The organism is Pseudomonas sp. H9, assembly GCF_004353925.1.
Lineage (GTDB): Bacteria > Pseudomonadota > Gammaproteobacteria > Pseudomonadales > Pseudomonadaceae > Aquipseudomonas.
Window position 1 is genome coordinate 493,824 of sequence record NZ_SMOK01000011.1, and the last position, 16,956, is coordinate 510,779.

At 61.6% G+C, this 16,956-nt stretch carries 15 protein-coding genes; 7 read left to right on the forward strand and 8 right to left on the reverse strand.

Translation table 11 applies throughout. The features are described from left to right. Positions 1–163: 163 nt before the first annotated feature. The 6 genes from E1573_RS10095 to E1573_RS10120 all read right to left on the reverse strand — a co-directional run bounded on the left by E1573_RS10095 (position 164) and on the right by E1573_RS10120 (position 6,601). Complete coding sequence (locus E1573_RS10095) at positions 164–2,419, reverse strand: ATP-binding protein (protein WP_133213134.1); 2,256 nt, start codon at positions 2,417–2,419, stop codon at positions 164–166. Next, positions 2,416–3,189, reverse strand: a complete 774-nt coding sequence (locus E1573_RS10100; RefSeq protein ID WP_133213136.1) for an ABC transporter substrate-binding protein — start codon at positions 3,187–3,189, stop codon at positions 2,416–2,418. Before E1573_RS10100 ends, E1573_RS10095 begins: the two co-directional genes overlap by 4 nt. 5 nt (positions 3,190–3,194) lie before the next feature. Continuing rightward, on the reverse strand, positions 3,195–3,911 hold the full coding sequence (locus tag E1573_RS10105; protein ID WP_133213138.1) for a response regulator: 717 nt from the start codon (positions 3,909–3,911) through the stop codon (positions 3,195–3,197). A 69-nt stretch (positions 3,912–3,980) separates the two neighbouring features. Next, on the reverse strand, positions 3,981–4,625 hold the full coding sequence (locus E1573_RS10110) for a TetR family transcriptional regulator C-terminal domain-containing protein (protein ID WP_133213140.1): 645 nt from the start codon (positions 4,623–4,625) through the stop codon (positions 3,981–3,983). A gap of 104 nt (positions 4,626–4,729) precedes the next feature. Further along, positions 4,730–5,491, reverse strand: a complete 762-nt coding sequence (locus tag E1573_RS10115) for a class II aldolase/adducin family protein (protein ID WP_133213142.1) — start codon at positions 5,489–5,491, stop codon at positions 4,730–4,732. Positions 5,492–5,563: 72 nt separating this feature from the next. Continuing rightward, on the reverse strand, positions 5,564–6,601 hold the full coding sequence (locus tag E1573_RS10120) for an ABC transporter substrate-binding protein (protein ID WP_133213144.1): 1,038 nt from the start codon (positions 6,599–6,601) through the stop codon (positions 5,564–5,566). A gap of 184 nt (positions 6,602–6,785) precedes the next feature. Here E1573_RS10120 and E1573_RS10125 point away from each other — a divergent pair, with 184 nt between their 5' ends. The 3 genes from E1573_RS10125 to E1573_RS10135 all read left to right on the forward strand — a co-directional run bounded on the left by E1573_RS10125 (position 6,786) and on the right by E1573_RS10135 (position 10,188). Further along, on the forward strand, positions 6,786–8,735 hold the full coding sequence (locus tag E1573_RS10125) for an FAD-dependent oxidoreductase (RefSeq protein WP_133213146.1): 1,950 nt from the start codon (positions 6,786–6,788) through the stop codon (positions 8,733–8,735). Positions 8,736–8,799: 64 nt separating this feature from the next. Then, positions 8,800–9,396: a cupin domain-containing protein gene (locus E1573_RS10130; protein ID WP_165957319.1), complete on the forward strand. Its 597-nt coding sequence runs from the start codon at positions 8,800–8,802 to the stop codon at positions 9,394–9,396. A gap of 45 nt (positions 9,397–9,441) precedes the next feature. Beyond that, positions 9,442–10,188 (forward strand): enoyl-CoA hydratase, encoded by a 747-nt coding sequence (locus tag E1573_RS10135; RefSeq protein ID WP_133213150.1) that lies wholly within the window; start codon positions 9,442–9,444, stop codon positions 10,186–10,188. Positions 10,189–10,205: 17 nt separating this feature from the next. On the opposite strand, the gene E1573_RS10140 is transcribed toward E1573_RS10135, so the two are convergent. Further along, positions 10,206–11,624 carry an amidase gene (locus tag E1573_RS10140; RefSeq protein WP_133213152.1) on the reverse strand — a complete coding sequence of 473 codons (1,419 nt, stop codon included), beginning with the start codon at positions 11,622–11,624 and terminating at the stop codon, positions 10,206–10,208. Positions 11,625–11,656: 32 nt separating this feature from the next. After that, positions 11,657–12,964: an MFS transporter gene (locus tag E1573_RS10145; protein WP_133213154.1), complete on the reverse strand. Its 1,308-nt coding sequence runs from the start codon at positions 12,962–12,964 to the stop codon at positions 11,657–11,659. 233 nt (positions 12,965–13,197) lie between these two features. On the opposite strand from E1573_RS10145, the gene E1573_RS10150 reads away from it, so the two are divergent. The 4 genes from E1573_RS10150 (at position 13,198) to E1573_RS10165 (ending at position 16,938) form a co-directional block, all read left to right on the forward strand. Next, the gene (locus tag E1573_RS10150; protein WP_133213156.1) at positions 13,198–14,127 is read left to right on the forward strand and encodes an asparagine synthetase A; all 930 of its coding nucleotides are present in this window, start codon (positions 13,198–13,200) and stop codon (positions 14,125–14,127) included. 72 nt (positions 14,128–14,199) lie between these two features. Beyond that, positions 14,200–15,270 (forward strand): LLM class flavin-dependent oxidoreductase, encoded by a 1,071-nt coding sequence (locus tag E1573_RS10155; protein ID WP_133213158.1) that lies wholly within the window; start codon positions 14,200–14,202, stop codon positions 15,268–15,270. Further along, on the forward strand, positions 15,263–16,486 hold the full coding sequence (locus tag E1573_RS10160; protein WP_133213160.1) for an MFS transporter: 1,224 nt from the start codon (positions 15,263–15,265) through the stop codon (positions 16,484–16,486). The genes E1573_RS10155 and E1573_RS10160 overlap by 8 nt, the downstream gene beginning before the upstream one ends. Beyond that, positions 16,483–16,938 (forward strand): cobalamin B12-binding domain-containing protein, encoded by a 456-nt coding sequence (locus E1573_RS10165; protein ID WP_133213162.1) that lies wholly within the window; start codon positions 16,483–16,485, stop codon positions 16,936–16,938. The genes E1573_RS10160 and E1573_RS10165 overlap by 4 nt, the downstream gene beginning before the upstream one ends. The last annotated feature ends 18 nt before the right edge of the window (positions 16,939–16,956 follow it).

Below are 16,956 nucleotides of genomic sequence, written 5' to 3' on the forward strand. Positions count from 1 at the left end.
AGTAACGCGGGGACGGATCAGCTTTACGGCAGTTCATTATTATTATCTCCAATAAGCTTCGAAGACCGCGTGCAGTGCGGTTAGCGTCGATTATTGGAAAGCAATGTAAGGTGGCGTTGTACGTCTCGATCAAAGATGTAAAAAGTCGTAACTTTTTTGTACATCAGCCCTGAGTCAAACGTTCCAGGGCCTGCAATGCATGCTGCATTTGTACCTGTAACGCATCTTGCAGACGCTCGACAGCTTGAACGTCGCGAGCGCTGGCGGCGTCTTCCAACGCCCGCAACACCCGCGCAAGGCCACAGAATCCCAGCGAATCACTGCTGCCTGCCAGGCGATGGGCCAGATGGCCGATTTCGGTACAATCGCGGGCCTGCATGGCTTCAGCCAGTGCCGTACGGTGCTGGACAATCAACGCCTGCAGCACGCCGAGCAAGCCCTGCACTTTCTGCTCACCCAGCAGTTGCCGATGGGTTTGCAGCAAGGCCTGGTCCAGTTCTGGCTCATCGACCGATGCATCAACCAGCCCAGCCTCAGCGGCCAGCGCCTGACGCAGGCTGTCGAGTTTCAAGGGTTTAGCCAGCACACCCTGCATTCCCGCTTCAAGACAGCTCTGCACCAACGCCGGCTGCACACTGGCGGTGAGCGCCAGCATCCGTACCTGTTGGTTCGGCCCCGGCGCCCTGCGGATGAGCCGGCACAACTCGACGCCACTGATGCCAGGCAGATGCACATCCAGCAACAGCAGATCAAAACGCCGTTCACGGCACATCGCCAGGCCTTGTTCGGCCTCTTCGGCCAGCCACACCCGGTGACCGTCGCGCAGCAACAGACCACGCACCACATCGCGGTTCAGTTCCACATCCTCGACCACAAGGATATCCAGGGCGGCAGCCACCGGCGACGCGGCCAGCGCCTGAACCGGCGGCTGCCCACGGGCCAGGTCCAACTCGAACCAGAAGCAACTGCCCTGCCCCTCGGTGCTCTGCAAGCCGATTCGCCCACCCAGTTGCTCAACCAGATGCTTGCTGATCGCCAGCCCCAACCCAGTGCCGCCATAGCGCCGGGCAACAGCCTCGCTGGCCTGGGTGAAGCGGTCGAAAATCTTCGCTTGCACGGCTTCGGCAATGCCGATGCCGTTGTCAGTGACACTGATCCGTAGCTGTTGTCGGTCATCCTGCTCACCCAGCACCTGTACCTGGACATTGACCTGCCCGCCTTCGGTGAACTTGATGGCATTGGCCAGCAGGTTACTCAGCACCTGGCGCAGAAACTGCTCGGCGCCCTGCTGGTAAGCGGCCAAGCGTGGATCGATATGGCACTCAAGGGTGCTGGCATTGGCTGTCGCTTTCGGCTCAAGCAAGGTCACTACGTCATCGCACAATTGGCGCAGCGAGAAGTCCAGGGTTTCCGGGCGCGTTTCGCCTTCTTCCAGGCGGGCAAAATACAGCACTTCATTGAGGATGCTCAGCAGCCCTTCGCCGGCTTTATACAATGCTTCAAGGCGCTTGCTGTCCTCGGCCTTGAGCCCGGCACCGCGCAGCAGCTCTGCCATACCGAGCATGCCGTTGAGTGGCGTGCGCAGTTCATGGCTCATGGTTGCCAGAAACCGCGACTTGGCCAGGTTGGCTGACTCGGCCTCGTCTTTGGCACGCAACAGGCTAGCCGTGCGGCGCTCAACCATCTTCTGCAACTCGTCGCGTTTGTCTTGCAAGGCCAGGCGGTCCACTTCGCGGCGCTCGATGTCACTGAGAATCGCCCGGCGCATGTCATCCAGAGCGTGGGCCACGGTGTCGATTTCATCGAAGCGTGCGCTGCGACGCTTGTCCAGGCGCAGCGGCTCCTGCCAGTCGCCAGCTGCAATCCGCCGGGTGAACTCGGCCATGACTTGCAGGTGGCGCGTCACCAGGCGATAAAACAATCCCGACAAGGCCACGGCCAGGCCACAGAGAAATACGCTCATCCACAACAGGCTGGTCAGCCCGGTGGCGAACAAACGCTTATGCACCGCGCCCAAGTCGATACTCACCTCCAGCTCACCCAAGTGCCGCAACGGCCCCGACGGTGGCTGAAAATCCAGGGCAAATCGCTCGATGCGCAACGGCCCCGGCGGGTTGGGGTCGCCCTGCACCAAGTTGAAATCGGCGCTGCTCAGGCGCACCCGCGCCACATCAGAGAAGTCCACCAAGCCGCGCAACTGCACGCTGATCTGATCTTGGTTGAGGTCCCACAGGCTGCGCTCCAGGCTGGCCAGGTAGCCCACACGAATCAACGCCATACGGGCATCGATATCGCGCATCTCTCGGCGGTATTCGAAATACAACTGCACGGTACTGGCCAGCACGGTAAAACACAGGCTGAACAGCAAAATGAATAGCAGTAGCCGCCTGAACAACCCCTCCGGGTGCAGGCGAATCATCGCGCATCCGCCGGCAGATTGATCATGTCGCGGTAGGTCACTTCGCTCTGGTGCAACCAGCGTTCAATGTCGCCGCTGTCGGTCATGCGTTGTAACTGCTGGTCAATCTCTGCCATGCGCTGGCTCAGCGGCGAATGGCGCGAGACCGCAACGCGCAGGTAGTCGACACTGAGCGCCGCCGGTAACGCCTGAATGTCCTCGGCGCCAGGCAGGCGCTCGATGAACAACTGCCCTGTGCGTCGCTCCTGAATCACGAAGTCGATACGCCCACGCATCAGTTTGCCGAAGTTCTGCTGGCTGGAAGAGACCCACTCGATGTTCTGGTGCTTGGCCACAAACGCATCGAACGCCGGACCGTAGCTTTCGCCAAACAGCAAGCCGCCACGATACCCGGCCAGGTCTTGCAAGCGCTCGAAGGTGATGGGCCGTTGGCGATTGATGAACACCGCCACCTCCTCGCGCAGTACCGGCACACTGGAAAAGCGCATACCCTGATCACGTTGGTCGCTGTTGTAAGCCAGCACCACATCCACCCGGCCCTCAGCGGCATCCATCAAGCAGCGCTTCCAGTTGCCCAGCACCACCATCTCGACCTCGTAGCCCAAGCGGGTAAACAACTCGCGCACCACCGTCGGTGCCAGGCCGCGCACTTGCCTGCCGTCGCTCCAGGACACCGGCGGATACACCGGGTAGTCACAATAGCGAATACGTTCGCCAGCCTGCGACAACGAGGCCAATAGCAGCAACGTCAGGCCCAGCCAGCGTTGCATGATGCTCAGGCCGCCACGCTGGCGGTAAACAGATAACCGGCGCCGTGGATGGTAATGATCAACTGCGGCTCAGCCGGGTCGTCGTGCAGTTTGCGTCGCAAGCGACCGACCAGCACATCGATGGAGCGGTCATTGGGCACCCATTCGCGGTTACGGATCTGATCCATCAGTTGGTCGCGGCTAAGGGTGTGGCCGCTGTTGCGCAGGAACACACTGAGCAACTGAAACTCACCGTGAGTAAGCAGGGTTTCACCGCCTTGCGGGTCGATCAGGCGACGGCGGTCGGTGTCCAGCGACCAGTCGGCGAACTGTTTGAGGGCATGGTTGGCCGTGGTTGTCGGCCTGGAGGCCTGGGCATGGCGCACGCGACGCACCAGGTTCTTGGCCCGGGACACCAGCTCACGGGGATTAAGGGGTTTGATCACATAGTCGTCAGCGCCACACTCCAGGCCTACGATGCGATCGATATCGTCGTTGCGCCCGGTGATGAGGATGATGCCGACCTCAGAGCGTACCCGCAGCTCGCGGGTCAGGGTCAGGCCGTCTTTGCCCGGCAGGCGGATGTCGAGCATCACCAGATCGACACTCTGGCTGGCCAGAAAATGCTCGGCCTGCTCGGCTGTGTCGGCACAGTGAACGTCGTAGCCTTCCTGCGACAGGTAGGCGTGCAGCAAGTCGCGAATAAGCGGATCGTCATCGACGATCAGTACCCGAGGCGTCATTGCGTGTTGTCTCTTATAGTCGTTGTTTTTTAACCCGCGACAGCAGCGTACCGATTACTGAACGACCGATCAACAGCCCTCGGTCCGGGTAAAACGTCGGCGCCCACCCGCTTGCAGGCCATCGACCCAGGCCTCGCAGATCTGCACGCCCTGCTCCGGCGTGAAAGTACCGGGGTTAAGCCCCGACTCCAGCCACAAGCCGTCGAGCAAGGCACTCAGGCTGATCGCAGCCAGATCGGTGTCAAAGCCTTCCCAGCCCTCTTCCTTGGCCAAAGCACCGAGCAGGCGACCGAGTTCATTGCGGTATTCGCCATAGGAGTGGTCGTGCACCTGGTTGATCGCTTCGGCGGTTTTCACCGCTCCCCAGAACGCTAGCCAGGCATCGAGCAACTTCGGGTCGAGCAGTTCGGCGCAGAACGAGGCACGAAAAAACGCCGACAAGCGCTCACGGGCGTTGGGTGCCGCTTGCGCCATCGCTTCGCGAATCAGGCCCATGACCCGCCCGGTAACCGCCATGTAGGCTTCGGCCACCAGTTCGTCCTTGCCCGAATAGTGGTGGCTGATCAGCCCCACCGACACCCCCGCTTCAGCTGATATTTTGCGGATCGAGGCGCCTTGGAAGCCGTGGCGTTTCAGGCACACCAAGGTCGCTTCGACCAGATTGGCTTTGCGCAACTCCGGGACCATACGGCTGTAACGGGCTTCCTGGCTCATCGGCGGTTCTCGTAATGGGGAGATTTTCGCGGGGCAAGCCCGCTCCTACTGTAGGAGCGGGCTTGCCCCGCGATGTTGTTGAACAACTGTACAACAACTCCCGCTCAGTCGCGATAATCCGGCGCCACGCGTTGCACCAGGCGCAGCAACGCCGCCCAGGCCAGTTGCATGCCATCCGGGTCGCTCAACTCGCCTTCCTTGAGTGCGCGCGTCGGCTCGTTGAACTGGCGTTCGGTATGGGCACATACCGCATCAGGCGGCAACACGATCTCGCCAGCGGCTTGCGCGGCCAACTGTATTTCACAGGCCTTCTCCAAGTAATACATACGCAAAAACGCCTGACTGACGCTTTCGCCCACTGTCAGCAAACCATGGTTGCGCAGCATCAGCACCGGCTTGTCGCCCAAGTCACGGACCAGCCGTTGCTGCTCGTCCATGTCCAGCGCCACGCCTTCATAGTCGTGGTAAGCGACCTTGCCGTAGAACTCCATGGAAATCTGGTTGACCGGCAGCAGCCCACACTTGAGCGCGGCCACCGCGCAACCGGCCTTGGTGTGGGTGTGCAGCACGCATTGGGCATCTTCGCGGGCACCGTGGATGGCGCTATGAATCACGAAGCCTGCCGGGTTGACCGGGTACGGCGACGGCTCGACGGCGTTACCGTTCAGGTCGATCTTGACCAGTTTGGACGCAGTGATTTCATCGAACATCAAACCGTACGGGTTGATCAGAAAGTGGTGCTCGGGGCCCGGAATGCGCACCGAGATATGGGTAAAAATAAGGTCGGTCATGCGAAAGTGGGCGATCAGCCGGTAGCAGGCCGCCAGCTCCTGGCGCAGACGCAGTTCGGTTTCAGTCGAAGTCATTCTTGTTGTTCTCAGGCAAAAGGCTGGCCAGACAATAGGGCTGGACACCCGGCGGTGTCCAGCCGCAACGGGTTACTTGCTGGCCCAGGCGTTGAAACGCTCTTCGAGTTCATCGCCATGGTCTACCCAGAACTCGACGTTCATCGCCAGGGCGCCTTCAAGGTTCTGCTTGGACGTCGGCACCCAACTGGCCAGCTTCGGATCAAGCTCCGCCGCCGCTTGCGTATTGGTCGGCCCGTAGGGAATCTGATTGACGTAACGCACCTGAGTATCGGGCTGGTTGGCGTAGGCGATCAGGCGCTTGGCCTGGTCTACGTGCCGGGAACCCTTGATGATCGCCCAGTAGTCCATGCCGTACAGGCTACCCGGCCAGACCACAGCCAGCGGGCTGCCCTCCTGGGCTGCGACGGCGATGCGGCCACTGTAGGTGGAGGTCATGACCACGTCGCCTGCACTGAGCCACTGCGCCGGTTGCGCGCCGGCTTCCCACCACTGGATGTAGGGCTTGAGCTCAGTGAGTTTGGCGAACGCCCGGTCGACACCTTGCGGCGTGGCCAACACCTTGTAGACCTCTTCAGGTTTGACGCCATCGGCCATCAGGGCAAATTCCAGGTTGTAGACTGCCCGCTTGCGCAAGCCTCGCTTGCCGGGCGTCTTCTGCACGTCCCAGAAGTCCGCCCATGAGGTCGGTGCCTGGGCCAGTTTGTGCTGGTCGTAGGCAATTGCCACGCTCCACACCAGCACCGCTGACCCGCATTCCTGGGCGGCATCGGGAATCAATTGCTCGGCGCGGCCCAGCTTGGCCCAGTCGAGGCGCTCATACATGCCCTCTTCGCAGCCGCGCATCAGGTCCGGCGCCTCGATCATGACCAGGTCCCAATCAACGTTACCGGTGTCGACCATCACCTTGATCCGCGCCATTTCACCGTTGTATTCGCTCTGGATCAGTTTGCTGCCGTCCTGGGCACTGAACGGCTGAAAGATCGCCGCATCCTGGGCTTTTTGGCCGGCGCCGCCGTAGGCCACGACCACCATGTCCGGCGCGGCGTGAGCACAGCCGAGTGCAAAGGCGAACAGCCACGGCGAGCGTTTGAGCAGGTTCATTGTCATCGGTGGTTCCTCATGCCGGAACCGCGACTGGCGCGGCCCGTTTTCTTGTTGTTGTGAGGGTTACCCCAGGGCACAGGGTGAGTCGAACGCTAGTCAACCGTCAGTAAAAAAACAAGTTGATTTTTTACTGACGGTACACTTCTATAGAAAAATAAAAACAACATACCGCTGGAGCCTGCACCACATGTCGACCTTCACGCACCTGTTCGAACCGCTGCACATCCGTGGCAAACGCCTGAAGAACCGCATCATGTCCAGCGGTCACGACACCTCGATCCCCACCGACAACCTGGTCAACGAGCGCTTGATCGCCTACCACAAGGCCCGCGCCGAAGGTGGCGTTGGCCTGATCGTGCTGCAGGTCGCCGGGGTGCATGACAGCGCGCGGTACACCTCTCATGTGTTGATGGCCACCGACGATGCCTGCATCGAGGGCTACCGTCAGTTGGCTGAAACCTGCCATGCCCATGACACGGTGGTTTTATCGCAAATCTTCCATCCCGGGCGGGAGATCATGGAGTCCAGCGACGGTCTGCTGGCGGTGGCCTACTCGGCCTCGGCAGTGCCCAACGAGCGCTTCCGGGTGATGCCACGCGCGCTCGATCAGGCGATGATCGACGCTATCGTGCAGGGCTACGCCGATGCCGCGCGGCGCCTATACCAGGCCGGGCTCGATGGCGTTGAAGTGGTTGCCAGCCACGGTTACCTGCCCGCACAGTTCATCAACCCCAGGGTCAACCGCCGCAGCGATGGCTACAACGGCACGCTGGAACAACGCCTGCGCTTTGTCCGCGAAGTCATCGCTGCGGTGCGTGCCAGTACGTCTGCGGATTTCATCATTGGCTTGCGTATCAGCGCCGACGAACGCGACGCCGAAGGCCTGACCGAAGACGAATCGCTGGCAGCCGTTCAGGCGCTGCAAAGCCAGCTGGACTACGTGCATATCGTCGCCGGTACCTCGGCCTCGCTCGGCGGCGCCGTGCACATTGTCCCGCCAATGGCCATCGAAGCGGCGTACCTGGCCCGCGAGGCCGGCACCTTCAAGGCCAGCCTGTCGATCCCGCTGTTCGTCACCGGGCGCATCAATCAACCCCAGGAAGCGGAACTGATCCTGGCCCGCGGCCAGGCTGATGTGTGTGGCATGACCCGCGCCTTGATCTGCGACCCGCAGATGCCGAACAAAACCGACAGCGGCCATGCCGAAGACGTACGCGCCTGCATCGCTTGCAACCAAGCCTGTATCGGCCATTTTCACCGCGGCCTGCCGATTTCCTGCATTCAGCACCCAGAGACCGGGCGTGAACAACAGTACGGCCAGCTCCAAGCTACAACGCTGCGCAAACGCATCCTGGTCGCCGGTGGCGGCCCGGCTGGCATGAAGGCAGCGGCAGTCGCGGCAGCGCGTGGGCATCAGGTGACGCTGTACGAAGCCAACGCACAGTTGGGCGGTCAGGTACTGCTCGCACAATTGCTGCCACGCCGTGCCGAGTTCGGCGGTGCCAGCACCAACCTGCAGCGCGAGATGCAACTGGCCGGGGTCGAGGTGGTACGCAATACCCGGGTCGACCGCGCCCTGGTGGAACGCGAACAACCCGACCTGGTGATTGTCGCCACTGGCGCCGAACCTTACTGGCCGAGCTTTGAGCGCGCCGGTGATCTGCAGGTGGTCGATGCCTGGCAGGTACTGCGCGATGAGGTCACCCTCGGGCGTTCAGTGCTGGTGGTGGACTGGCGTTGTGACTGGATCGGCCCGGGCATTGCCGAGCGCCTGGTACGCAACGGGCATCAGGTACAACTGGCAGTCAACGGCACCCACTGCGGCGAAAGCCTGCCCCTGTATGTGCGCGACCAGATGGCCGGCGAACTGCATAAACTCGGCATCCCCATCACGCCCTACGCCCGCCTCTACGGCAGCGATGACACCACCGTGTACCTGCAACACACCGCCAGCGGCGAGCCGATGATCTTCGAAGACATCGACACCCTGGTGCTGTGCCAGGGCCATCAACCGGTCGATAGCCTGGCCGATGAGCTTCGCGGTGTGGTCGAGGTCAAACGCATCGGCGACTGCCTGGCGCCACGCACCGCCGAAGAAGCCATTTACGAAGGATTGAAAGTCGCCTGGACGCTATGAGCCTGTTTATACTCCGGGGCTTTGCAGCGTGCGGTCTGGAGCACCCATGAGCAACCACAGCAAGATGCCGCCCGAGGGCGCCGTTCCCGGCCAGGAAGGCGCCGCCGCCCCGCAGTTTCTCGGCACACGCATTCGCGGCCTGCGCAAGCGCCGGGGCATGACCCTGGCTGAGCTGGCCCAACAAAGTGAATTAACTGCCGGCTACATCAGCCAGCTGGAACGCAACCTGTCGTACCCCTCGATTCCGGCGCTGTTCAACATTGCCCGCAGCCTGGGCGTGACCATCCAGTGGTTCTTCGCCAGCGAAGCCAGCACCGACCCGGCCGACGACGGCTACGTGGTGCGCAAGAACAGCCGCCTGAGCGTGCACTACGAAGACGGCATCGTCGACCAACTGCTCAGCCCGCAGCCCAACCGTGAACTGGAAATGCTTCACTCGCGTTTTCCGCCCGGTACCTACAGCCAGCAGAGCTACAGCCATGACGGTGAAGAAGCCGGTTACCTGCTCTCGGGCAGCTTTGAACTGTGGGTGGGTGAGCGTTACTTCCAACTCAATGAAGGTGACAGCTTCAGTTTTTCCAGCCAGGAGCCGCACCGCTACGGTAACCCTGGTGAGGTCGATGCGGTGGTGATCTGGGTGATCACCCCGCCGACCTTCTGACCCCGCTACCTACAATCCCTGGCACAACAACAATAAAGGCTTGCCATGAACGACCTGATCCTCCGCGACCTGAACAACGGTCTGCTAACCCTGACCTTTAACCGGCCAGACAAGCTCAATGCATTGAACACCGCCATGTACAGCCAGCTCGGCGAGCTGCTGCAGGCAGCTGAGGACGACCCGGCGGTTGAGGTCATCATCCTTACCGGCGGCGCCCAGTGCTTCAGCGCCGGCAACGACCTCAAGGATTTCCTCGACAACCCGCCCAGCGACATGGACAGCCCGGTGTTTCGTTTGATGCGCATCGTGATGGCCCTGGAAAAACCGCTGATTGCCGCCGTCTCAGGCCCTGCTATCGGCATCGGCACCACCCTGCTGTTGCACTGCGACCAGGTGCTGGTCAGCCGCAGCGCCAAACTGCGCATGCCCTTCGCGCCATTGGGCCTGTGCCCGGAGTTCGGCTCCAGCCTGCTATTGCCGCGTCTACTGGGGCATGCCCGTGCAGCGCGCCTGCTGATGTGCAATGAACTGCTTAACGCAGAACACGCCGTGCAATGGGGCCTGGCCAACGAGCTGCACGACGACGGCGAGCAATGCCTGAGCGCCGCCCGGCAATTGGCCCTGCGCCTGCAAGCGATGCCTCAGGAGGCCTTGCGTGTCAGCAAGCGCTTGCTCAAGGACACTCACCGGGCAGAGCTGGAAGCCTGTGTGCTGCGTGAAGGGCTGCTGTTCATCGAGCGCCTGCATACGCCGGAGGCGAAGGCGGCGCTGCGTGCCCTGGTCAAGGACTGACGCCCGGCAGTGAAACGTTATGTCGTCGGCGGCCTGGGCCAGTTGCTGAGCGGGCCACGCCAGGTTTCATACGCCTTGGCCACCTGCAGCAACCAATGATCAGCGAAGCGAGGCCCGACCAGTTGCAAGCCGATGGGCATGCCTTGGTCGGTGAAACCGCAGTTGATCGACAGCGCAGGCTGCTCACCCATGTTCCAGGGCACTGTGAAGGCGATGTGTTCAAACGGCAGCGCCGGATCGTTGGTTGGCGATGCCCAGTAGGCCGGAAAGGCGCTGACCTGGTTGGTGGGCGACAGCAGCAGATCGAACTCGCTGAACAACGCCGCAGCACGACGGCGAATCTCGAAGGTCTGGTTAAACCCTTCCATCGTTTGCAGGGCCGTCAGCGTCTGTGCGTCTTCAGCCCATTCGCGAATATAGGGCAACACCTGCCCAAGACGTTGCGCCGACATCGACTGCAATTGGCTCCACTGCCGCACCCGCCAGAACTGATCGAGCCCGCGCAGCAAGGTCCGGTTCATGACCGGCGCGGCTGCTCGTACCTGAGCACCGTGACGCTCGAACAGACGCGCGGCTTCGTGTACCGCAGCCAGCACTTGCGCGCAGGGTTCGAAGCCGACGCCAGGGTCAAGTATCAAGCCGATTTTCAAGCCTTGTACCGATTGGCTGCTCACCCCCCAGTCACACGCCAGCGGCGGCAGACTGGTGGCATCGCGGGCGTCGGGGCGGGTCAGGTAACGCATCATCAGCGCACAATCGTCCACGTTGCGAGTCATCGGTCCCGCGCAGCGCCCGGTGTAGTAAGGGTCAATGGGGATGCGCCCCAGTGTCGGCTTGAAACCCACTAACCCGCACCAGGCCGCTGGCAGACGGATAGAGCCGCCGATATCGGTACCAATATGCAAGGGGCCGTAACCAGCTGCCGCTGCCGCAGCTGCGCCTGCGCTGGAGCCCCCCGGGTTGTTGTTCAGGTTCCACGGGTTGCGGGTCAGCCCATGCAGGCTCGACAAACCGGATGACAACATGCCGAAATCAGGCACGGTGGTTTTGCCCAGGATGATTGCGCCCTGTTCACGCATACGCGCAGCGGGCGGTGCATCATCAGGCTCAGGAACCGCCACGGTAGCCGCGCAGCCCAGGCCATTGACGTCGCCCTTTGTGGCAATCAGTTCCTTGATGGTCACCGGCAATCCGTCGAGCAACCCCTGCGGGCGCCCCTGGCTCCAGCGTTGTGTAGAGGCCAGCGCCTGCTCGCGCACCTGCTGTGGATCGAAGGCGCACAGTGCGTGCAGGTAAGGCTCCCAGCGCTGGATGTGGCTCAGCAGGTGGTCGTAGTATTCCGAGGGTGACAAATCCTGGTTGGCGAACAGCGCCAGCACCTGGGTTGCAGGAAGGTCGTGCAGGTCGCAAACAGTGGTCACGCGAGTAACGGTCATAGGACCTCCTTGTCCGAAGGGCTGCACCTGGCTCATCCGCGTACGATGCTTGTTACTCGCGCCCGAGTTCGGCCACTACGCCCATAACACCAGGCTGTGAACACCCCGACAGCGCCCATGACCAGGCTGTAGGCCACGCTGGACCAGGCACTCCAGGGCATGAGGGCAATCAGCATCAGCGGCGTTACGCTGGCCCACAGTGCGTAGGCAATGTTGTAGGTCAGCGAAATGCCCGAGACCCGCACTCGCGGCGGGAACAAGCCCACCATCAGCGACGGCACCACGCCCACCACGCCACAGGCCAACCCGGCGAATGCGTACGCAAGGCTGATCAGCGAACTGCCGCTCACCAGGCAGCCGTATAGCAAGGCCACCCCCAGCGGTAGCAGCAGGCTGTAAAGCATCAAGGCGCGCCAGGCGCCAATGCGGTCAGCCAGTCGACCGGCCAGCACACATCCGATGTTCAGAAAGACGATACCCAGGCTACTGAGCGCAAAGGTCTGGCTGGCACTGATTGCAAAGCTCTTCTGCATCACGGTCGGTGTCACCACCACCAGCACAACCACTGCCGAGGTCAGGACGCAGGTCAGTAACATCGCCGGCACGATGGCACCGCGATGTTCACGCACTACCCTGCGCAGCGGCAGCTGCGCATCGACTTCCCGGCGTTGCTGCAGGGCAAGAAATACCGGCGTTTCGCTGAGCCAACGCCGCAACCATACCCCCACTATCCCGAACACACCGCCGAGCAGGAACGGAATCCGCCAGGCAAAATCAAGTATTTCGGCTGGCGTGTAAGTACGGGCCAGCCAGGTTGCCATCAAGGCGCCCAGCAAGTAACCAAAGGTCAATCCGGCCTGCAGGATGCCCAGCGCATAGCCTCGGTGACCAGCAGGCGCATGCTCAGCCACAAACACCCAGGCACTGGGTACTTCACCACCTACAGCGGCGCCTTGCAAAACACGCAGCAACAGCAGCAGCACCGGCGCCCAGACGCCGATCTGGGCGTAGGTCGGCATCATCCCGATCAACAGGCAGGGCAAAGCCATCATCAGGATGCTCAGGCTGAACATCCGCTTGCGCCCCAGGCGATCGGCAAAATGCGCCATGAGGATGCCGCCCAGGGGCCGCGCCAGATAGCCGGTGACGAAAATCCCGAAGCTTTGCAGCAAGCGCAACCACTCAGGCATCTGCGGCGGAAAGAACAGCTCGCTGAGGGTCAGGGCAAAAAATACGAAGATGATGAAGTCGTAGATTTCCAGGGCGCCCCCCAAGGCAGCCAGGCCCAGGGTTTTGTAGTCCGAGCGGGAAAAGCGACGCAGATCAGCGGGGGCCGTCATAGAGCCTCTTTGCACAAATCCTGGGGGTACGACGCCGTCATGGCATCCCTGTCAATTCGATTGAGCGCAGACACTCTCGGTGCCAGCAACGACCCGGCAATGCTCTGCGTAATCATTACAAGGGGCAACACAAACACGGCGCTGGGTTGCTTTTTAGCGAAAATCTGTACATTGAGTTTTCATCGGTTTCACCAATAATCGTGCGCTCCCATCTCTCGAACATTGAGCGCAACATGGAAGAAGTTCAGCGTAAATTCGACGATTTTTCGCACCCCGACGTAGGCGCAATCGCCATAATTCGTGGCCGGATGCTTCAGGCCCTGCAGCAGTACCTGCTCGAACGCGACTTCAAACAGTTGCTGCCCATTCTGATGTCACCGATCACCGATCCGCTGAATCACGCGGTGTACCCGGCCGAGCTGCAGTATCAAGAGCGTCGCCTGAAACTGACGGCCAGCATGATCTTCCACAAGCAACTGGCGTTGACCGCCAACGACCACGAGCGGATCTTCATCGTTGCGCCGAATATCCGCCTGGAAAAGCCTGAGATCAAAGACTCGGCCAACCACTTGCTGGAGTTCTCGCAGTTCGATTTCGAAATCCGTAACGGCGACATGTACCAGGCCATGGCCCTGATCGAAGGCCTGGTCAAATACACCCTGGGCGAAGTGAACCAGCACTGTGCCCTGCAGCTGGCCCAACTGGGACGCAAGCTGCCGCACTATGAAACAGCGTTCCCGATCTACAGCTCGGATGAACTGCGCGCCGAATACGGTGACGATTTCGAGAAAATCATGTCGGCCCAGGCGCACACCCCGTTCTTTGTGACCAACTACAAGCGCGAGTTCTACGACCGTGAAACTCCGGGCCAGCGCGGGCACTACAACAACTATGACTTGATCTATCCCGACGGTTACGGCGAAGCGTTGTCGGGTGCCGAGCGCGAGTTCGAGTACGAGCAGATCCTCTACCGCATGCGCGAGCTGGACATGGACCTTGCCCCCTTTGCCAATTTCCTGGAGTTCGCCCGCCGTGGGCTGCTGCACCCGAGTGCGGGGGGCGGCCTGGGTATTGAGCGGCTGCTGAAGTTCATCTGTGGCAAACGCCACATCCGTGATGTCGCCCTGTTTGACCGCACCGTCGGCAGCAACTTCCTGTTCTGAGCCAACCACCTTGCCCACTGTTCCTCACCTGCCGCCCTGCGGCAGGCGACGGAATTCGCCTGGAGTAAACCCATGCCCGCTCTACGTATTCACTGGTGCTCCCCTCTCGACAGCGGCCAACAGAAGGCCAGCGAGAAGTACAACACCGGCGCGCTGGACTTCGCCGGCATCGTCGACTTCGCCCAAGAGGCCGACGAGCTGGGGATCGATTCGCTGTTGATGGGCATCAGTTACCACATGCCCGACCCGCTGCCGATGATCGGTGCGCTGGTACGCGAAACCAGCCGGGTCAAATTCATCCTTGCCTATCGTCCGGGCCTGCTGCCGCCGACGCTGTTCACCCAGATCGTCAACACCGTGTCGTGGATGTCCGACAAGCGGATTGCGCTGAATCTGGTGGCTGGTATCTCGCCGGATGAACAAGCCTTCTACGGCGATTTTGTCGGGCACGACGGCCGCTACGAACGCACCCGCGAATTTCTTGAAATTCTCCATCGTTTCTGGAAAGGCGAGAGCCCGCTGAGCCACCAGGGTGAACACTACCGTATTGAACAGGCGCAACTGGGCCTGCCCTTCAAAGACCATGAACGGCCACAGATCTACCTCAGTGGCGCCTCGGCGATTGCCCAACAGATCGCCGTGTCTCAAAGCGATTGCTGGCTGCGTTATGGCGACACCCCTGAAGGCATCGCAGCTGCAAGCCGCAACGTGCTTGAGGCCGGCTGTTCGGTAGGGATCCGCATGCACATCCTGGCCCGTGAAACCCGCGAAGAAGCTTTGGCCGCAGTCGAGCAGATGATGCAGAACCCCGACGAGCAGCACCGCGAATGGGTCCGCCAGTTCGTCGCCCGCTGCGACTCCGAGGCGGTGAAAACCTCGTTCCGCCTGGCCGAAGGCGCCAGCCATGACTGGCTCTCGCCGATGCTCTGGTCGGGTGCCGTTGCCTACCGTGGTGGCCCTGCGCTGTGTGTGGTGGGCAGCTACCAGGAGGTTGCCGAGTACCTGATCGAATACAAGAAAGTCGGCGTCAGCGAGTTCATTTTCTCCGGCTGGCCAACCCGTGACGAAATGCGCGGCTTTTGCCGCCATGTCCTGCCACGCCTGCGAGCCCTGGAAGCGCAACTGGACCATCAGCATGCATGACAGCCGAAGGCTACGGCGTTTCGGCGCCGGTTTGCTCTGCGCCTTGCTGGCCGAGCAAACGGTCCTCTTTGCGGTACCGTTGCTGGTGTATCAGCTGTCGGGCAGCGTGCGCTATTCCGGGGTGGTGTTTGCCCTGGAGTGGCTGCCGGCCCTGCTCGCCTACCCGTTCGCCGGCCTGCTGGCGGACCGTTTCGGCGGGCGTTTGCTGTTCCGCCAGGCCAACGCCGCACGCGCAGTCAGCCTTGGCCTGACCGTGTTGCTGTGCTGGTACAGCCCCGGGCTGACCATTTGGGCGTTGGCCCTCAACGGTATTGTCTTGTCGTTGCTGATGGCACCGGTGCGCATGGCAGTGGAGAAGAGCGTACCGCTGATGGCCGCGCCCGAACGCCTGGCACATACCCAGTCGTTGGTGCAGAACATGGAGCTGCTGGCCATGGCCTTGGGCCCGGCATTGGCGGCCCTGCTGGCGCTGTATACCTCCAAGCTGGTGCTGCTCGGCCTTGCGGCACTGGCGTTTGCCACCGCGTCGTTGTACTGGCAGGGACTCCCCACCCAGGCACCACAGAAATCATCCACGGCAGTGCTCGACGACCTGCAACTGGGCTGGCGCCTGCTGCTCAACAACCCGCCCGTGCTTTCACTGGCCGCGCTGAACTTCACCATCAACCTGGCATTCGCCTGCGTTTTGAGTGCGAACGCCTTCCTGATCAGCGGTGTGTTTCAGGCCGACGATGGCGTGTTTGGCCTGATGAACGCCGCTGCCGGAGCGCTGGGCATCGCCAACTTCCTGCTGGTGCCACGGCTGTTACAGCGCATGTCGATCTATCACCTTGGCGCCTGGGGCTTTGCCTTGCTGTGCCTGGGGCTGCTGAGCATGGGCCTGGCCACTGGCGTGCTGATGTATGCCGCAAGCTTCGTCCTGGCCATGGCGGGTTGTGCGCTGTTCAACGTGTTCAACCGCACCCAGCGCATCAAGGCCATTGCCCGTGAACACCTGGGCAAAGTGATGGGCCCGTTCTACCTGGTCAACCTGTTGTCGTACCCACTGGGCGGTTTGCTGACCGCCAGCATCGGCCACAGCTATGGCGCCCAGGCGCTGATCCTGGTGCTGGCCATCGTGCTGAGCGTGCCCGGCAGCCTGCTGTTGCTACTCACAACCCGCCGCTTTCGCGCGGCCCTGCATCCCCCTGTTTGTGCCATGGAGGCGAACACATGAAAGGCGAACACCACTGTCTGCTGGCTACCGTCGAGTCCGATGCACACATGTGGAACCTGGTCTACCTGCAGCTTTGGCTGAGCGAGCATGGCCTGCAGGTCAAAAACCTGGGCAGCTGCACACCGGTGCAGGCCATCTTGCAGGTGCTGGCGCAAGGGCAAACGCAGCTACTGGTGATCAGTAGCGTCAATGGCCATGGTCACTATCAGGGGCTGGCGCTGATCCGCGAGGTGCGCCAGCACTACCCGCACCTGCCCTGCGTGATCGGCGGCAAGTTGACCACCTCGCACACACAGACCCAAGCCGTATGCCAAGAGCTTTTGGCTGCCGGCTTCAATCAGGTATTCATCGAAGCCGATGCGATCGAGGCGTTTGAAACCTACCTGAGCACCCTCGACAACGTTGGGCCGACCGTCGCCCTGGGCGCCGGCACACCTGCATGCCGAGCGTGACGTCAGCCCTCCTCCCAT

Coding starts and splice junctions, on each gene's coding strand:
- E1573_RS10140 (WP_133213152.1), bottom strand. CDS start 11,624: ATGACCGTTACTCGCGTGACCACTGTTTGCGACCTGCACGACCTTCCT.
- E1573_RS10145 (WP_133213154.1), bottom strand. CDS start 12,964: ATGACGGCCCCCGCTGATCTGCGTCGCTTTTCCCGCTCGGACTACAAA.
- E1573_RS10105 (WP_133213138.1), bottom strand. CDS start 3,911: ATGACGCCTCGGGTACTGATCGTCGATGACGATCCGCTTATTCGCGAC.
- E1573_RS10095 (WP_133213134.1), bottom strand. CDS start 2,419: ATGATTCGCCTGCACCCGGAGGGGTTGTTCAGGCGGCTACTGCTATTC.
- E1573_RS10130 (WP_165957319.1), top strand. CDS start 8,800: ATGCCGCCCGAGGGCGCCGTTCCCGGCCAGGAAGGCGCCGCCGCCCCG.
- E1573_RS10155 (WP_133213158.1), top strand. CDS start 14,200: ATGCCCGCTCTACGTATTCACTGGTGCTCCCCTCTCGACAGCGGCCAA.
- E1573_RS10110 (WP_133213140.1), bottom strand. CDS start 4,625: ATGAGCCAGGAAGCCCGTTACAGCCGTATGGTCCCGGAGTTGCGCAAA.
- E1573_RS10160 (WP_133213160.1), top strand. CDS start 15,263: ATGCATGACAGCCGAAGGCTACGGCGTTTCGGCGCCGGTTTGCTCTGC.
- E1573_RS10100 (WP_133213136.1), bottom strand. CDS start 3,189: ATGCAACGCTGGCTGGGCCTGACGTTGCTGCTATTGGCCTCGTTGTCG.
- E1573_RS10135 (WP_133213150.1), top strand. CDS start 9,442: ATGAACGACCTGATCCTCCGCGACCTGAACAACGGTCTGCTAACCCTG.
- E1573_RS10115 (WP_133213142.1), bottom strand. CDS start 5,491: ATGACTTCGACTGAAACCGAACTGCGTCTGCGCCAGGAGCTGGCGGCC.
- E1573_RS10150 (WP_133213156.1), top strand. CDS start 13,198: ATGGAAGAAGTTCAGCGTAAATTCGACGATTTTTCGCACCCCGACGTA.
- E1573_RS10165 (WP_133213162.1), top strand. CDS start 16,483: ATGAAAGGCGAACACCACTGTCTGCTGGCTACCGTCGAGTCCGATGCA.
- E1573_RS10125 (WP_133213146.1), top strand. CDS start 6,786: ATGTCGACCTTCACGCACCTGTTCGAACCGCTGCACATCCGTGGCAAA.
- E1573_RS10120 (WP_133213144.1), bottom strand. CDS start 6,601: ATGACAATGAACCTGCTCAAACGCTCGCCGTGGCTGTTCGCCTTTGCA.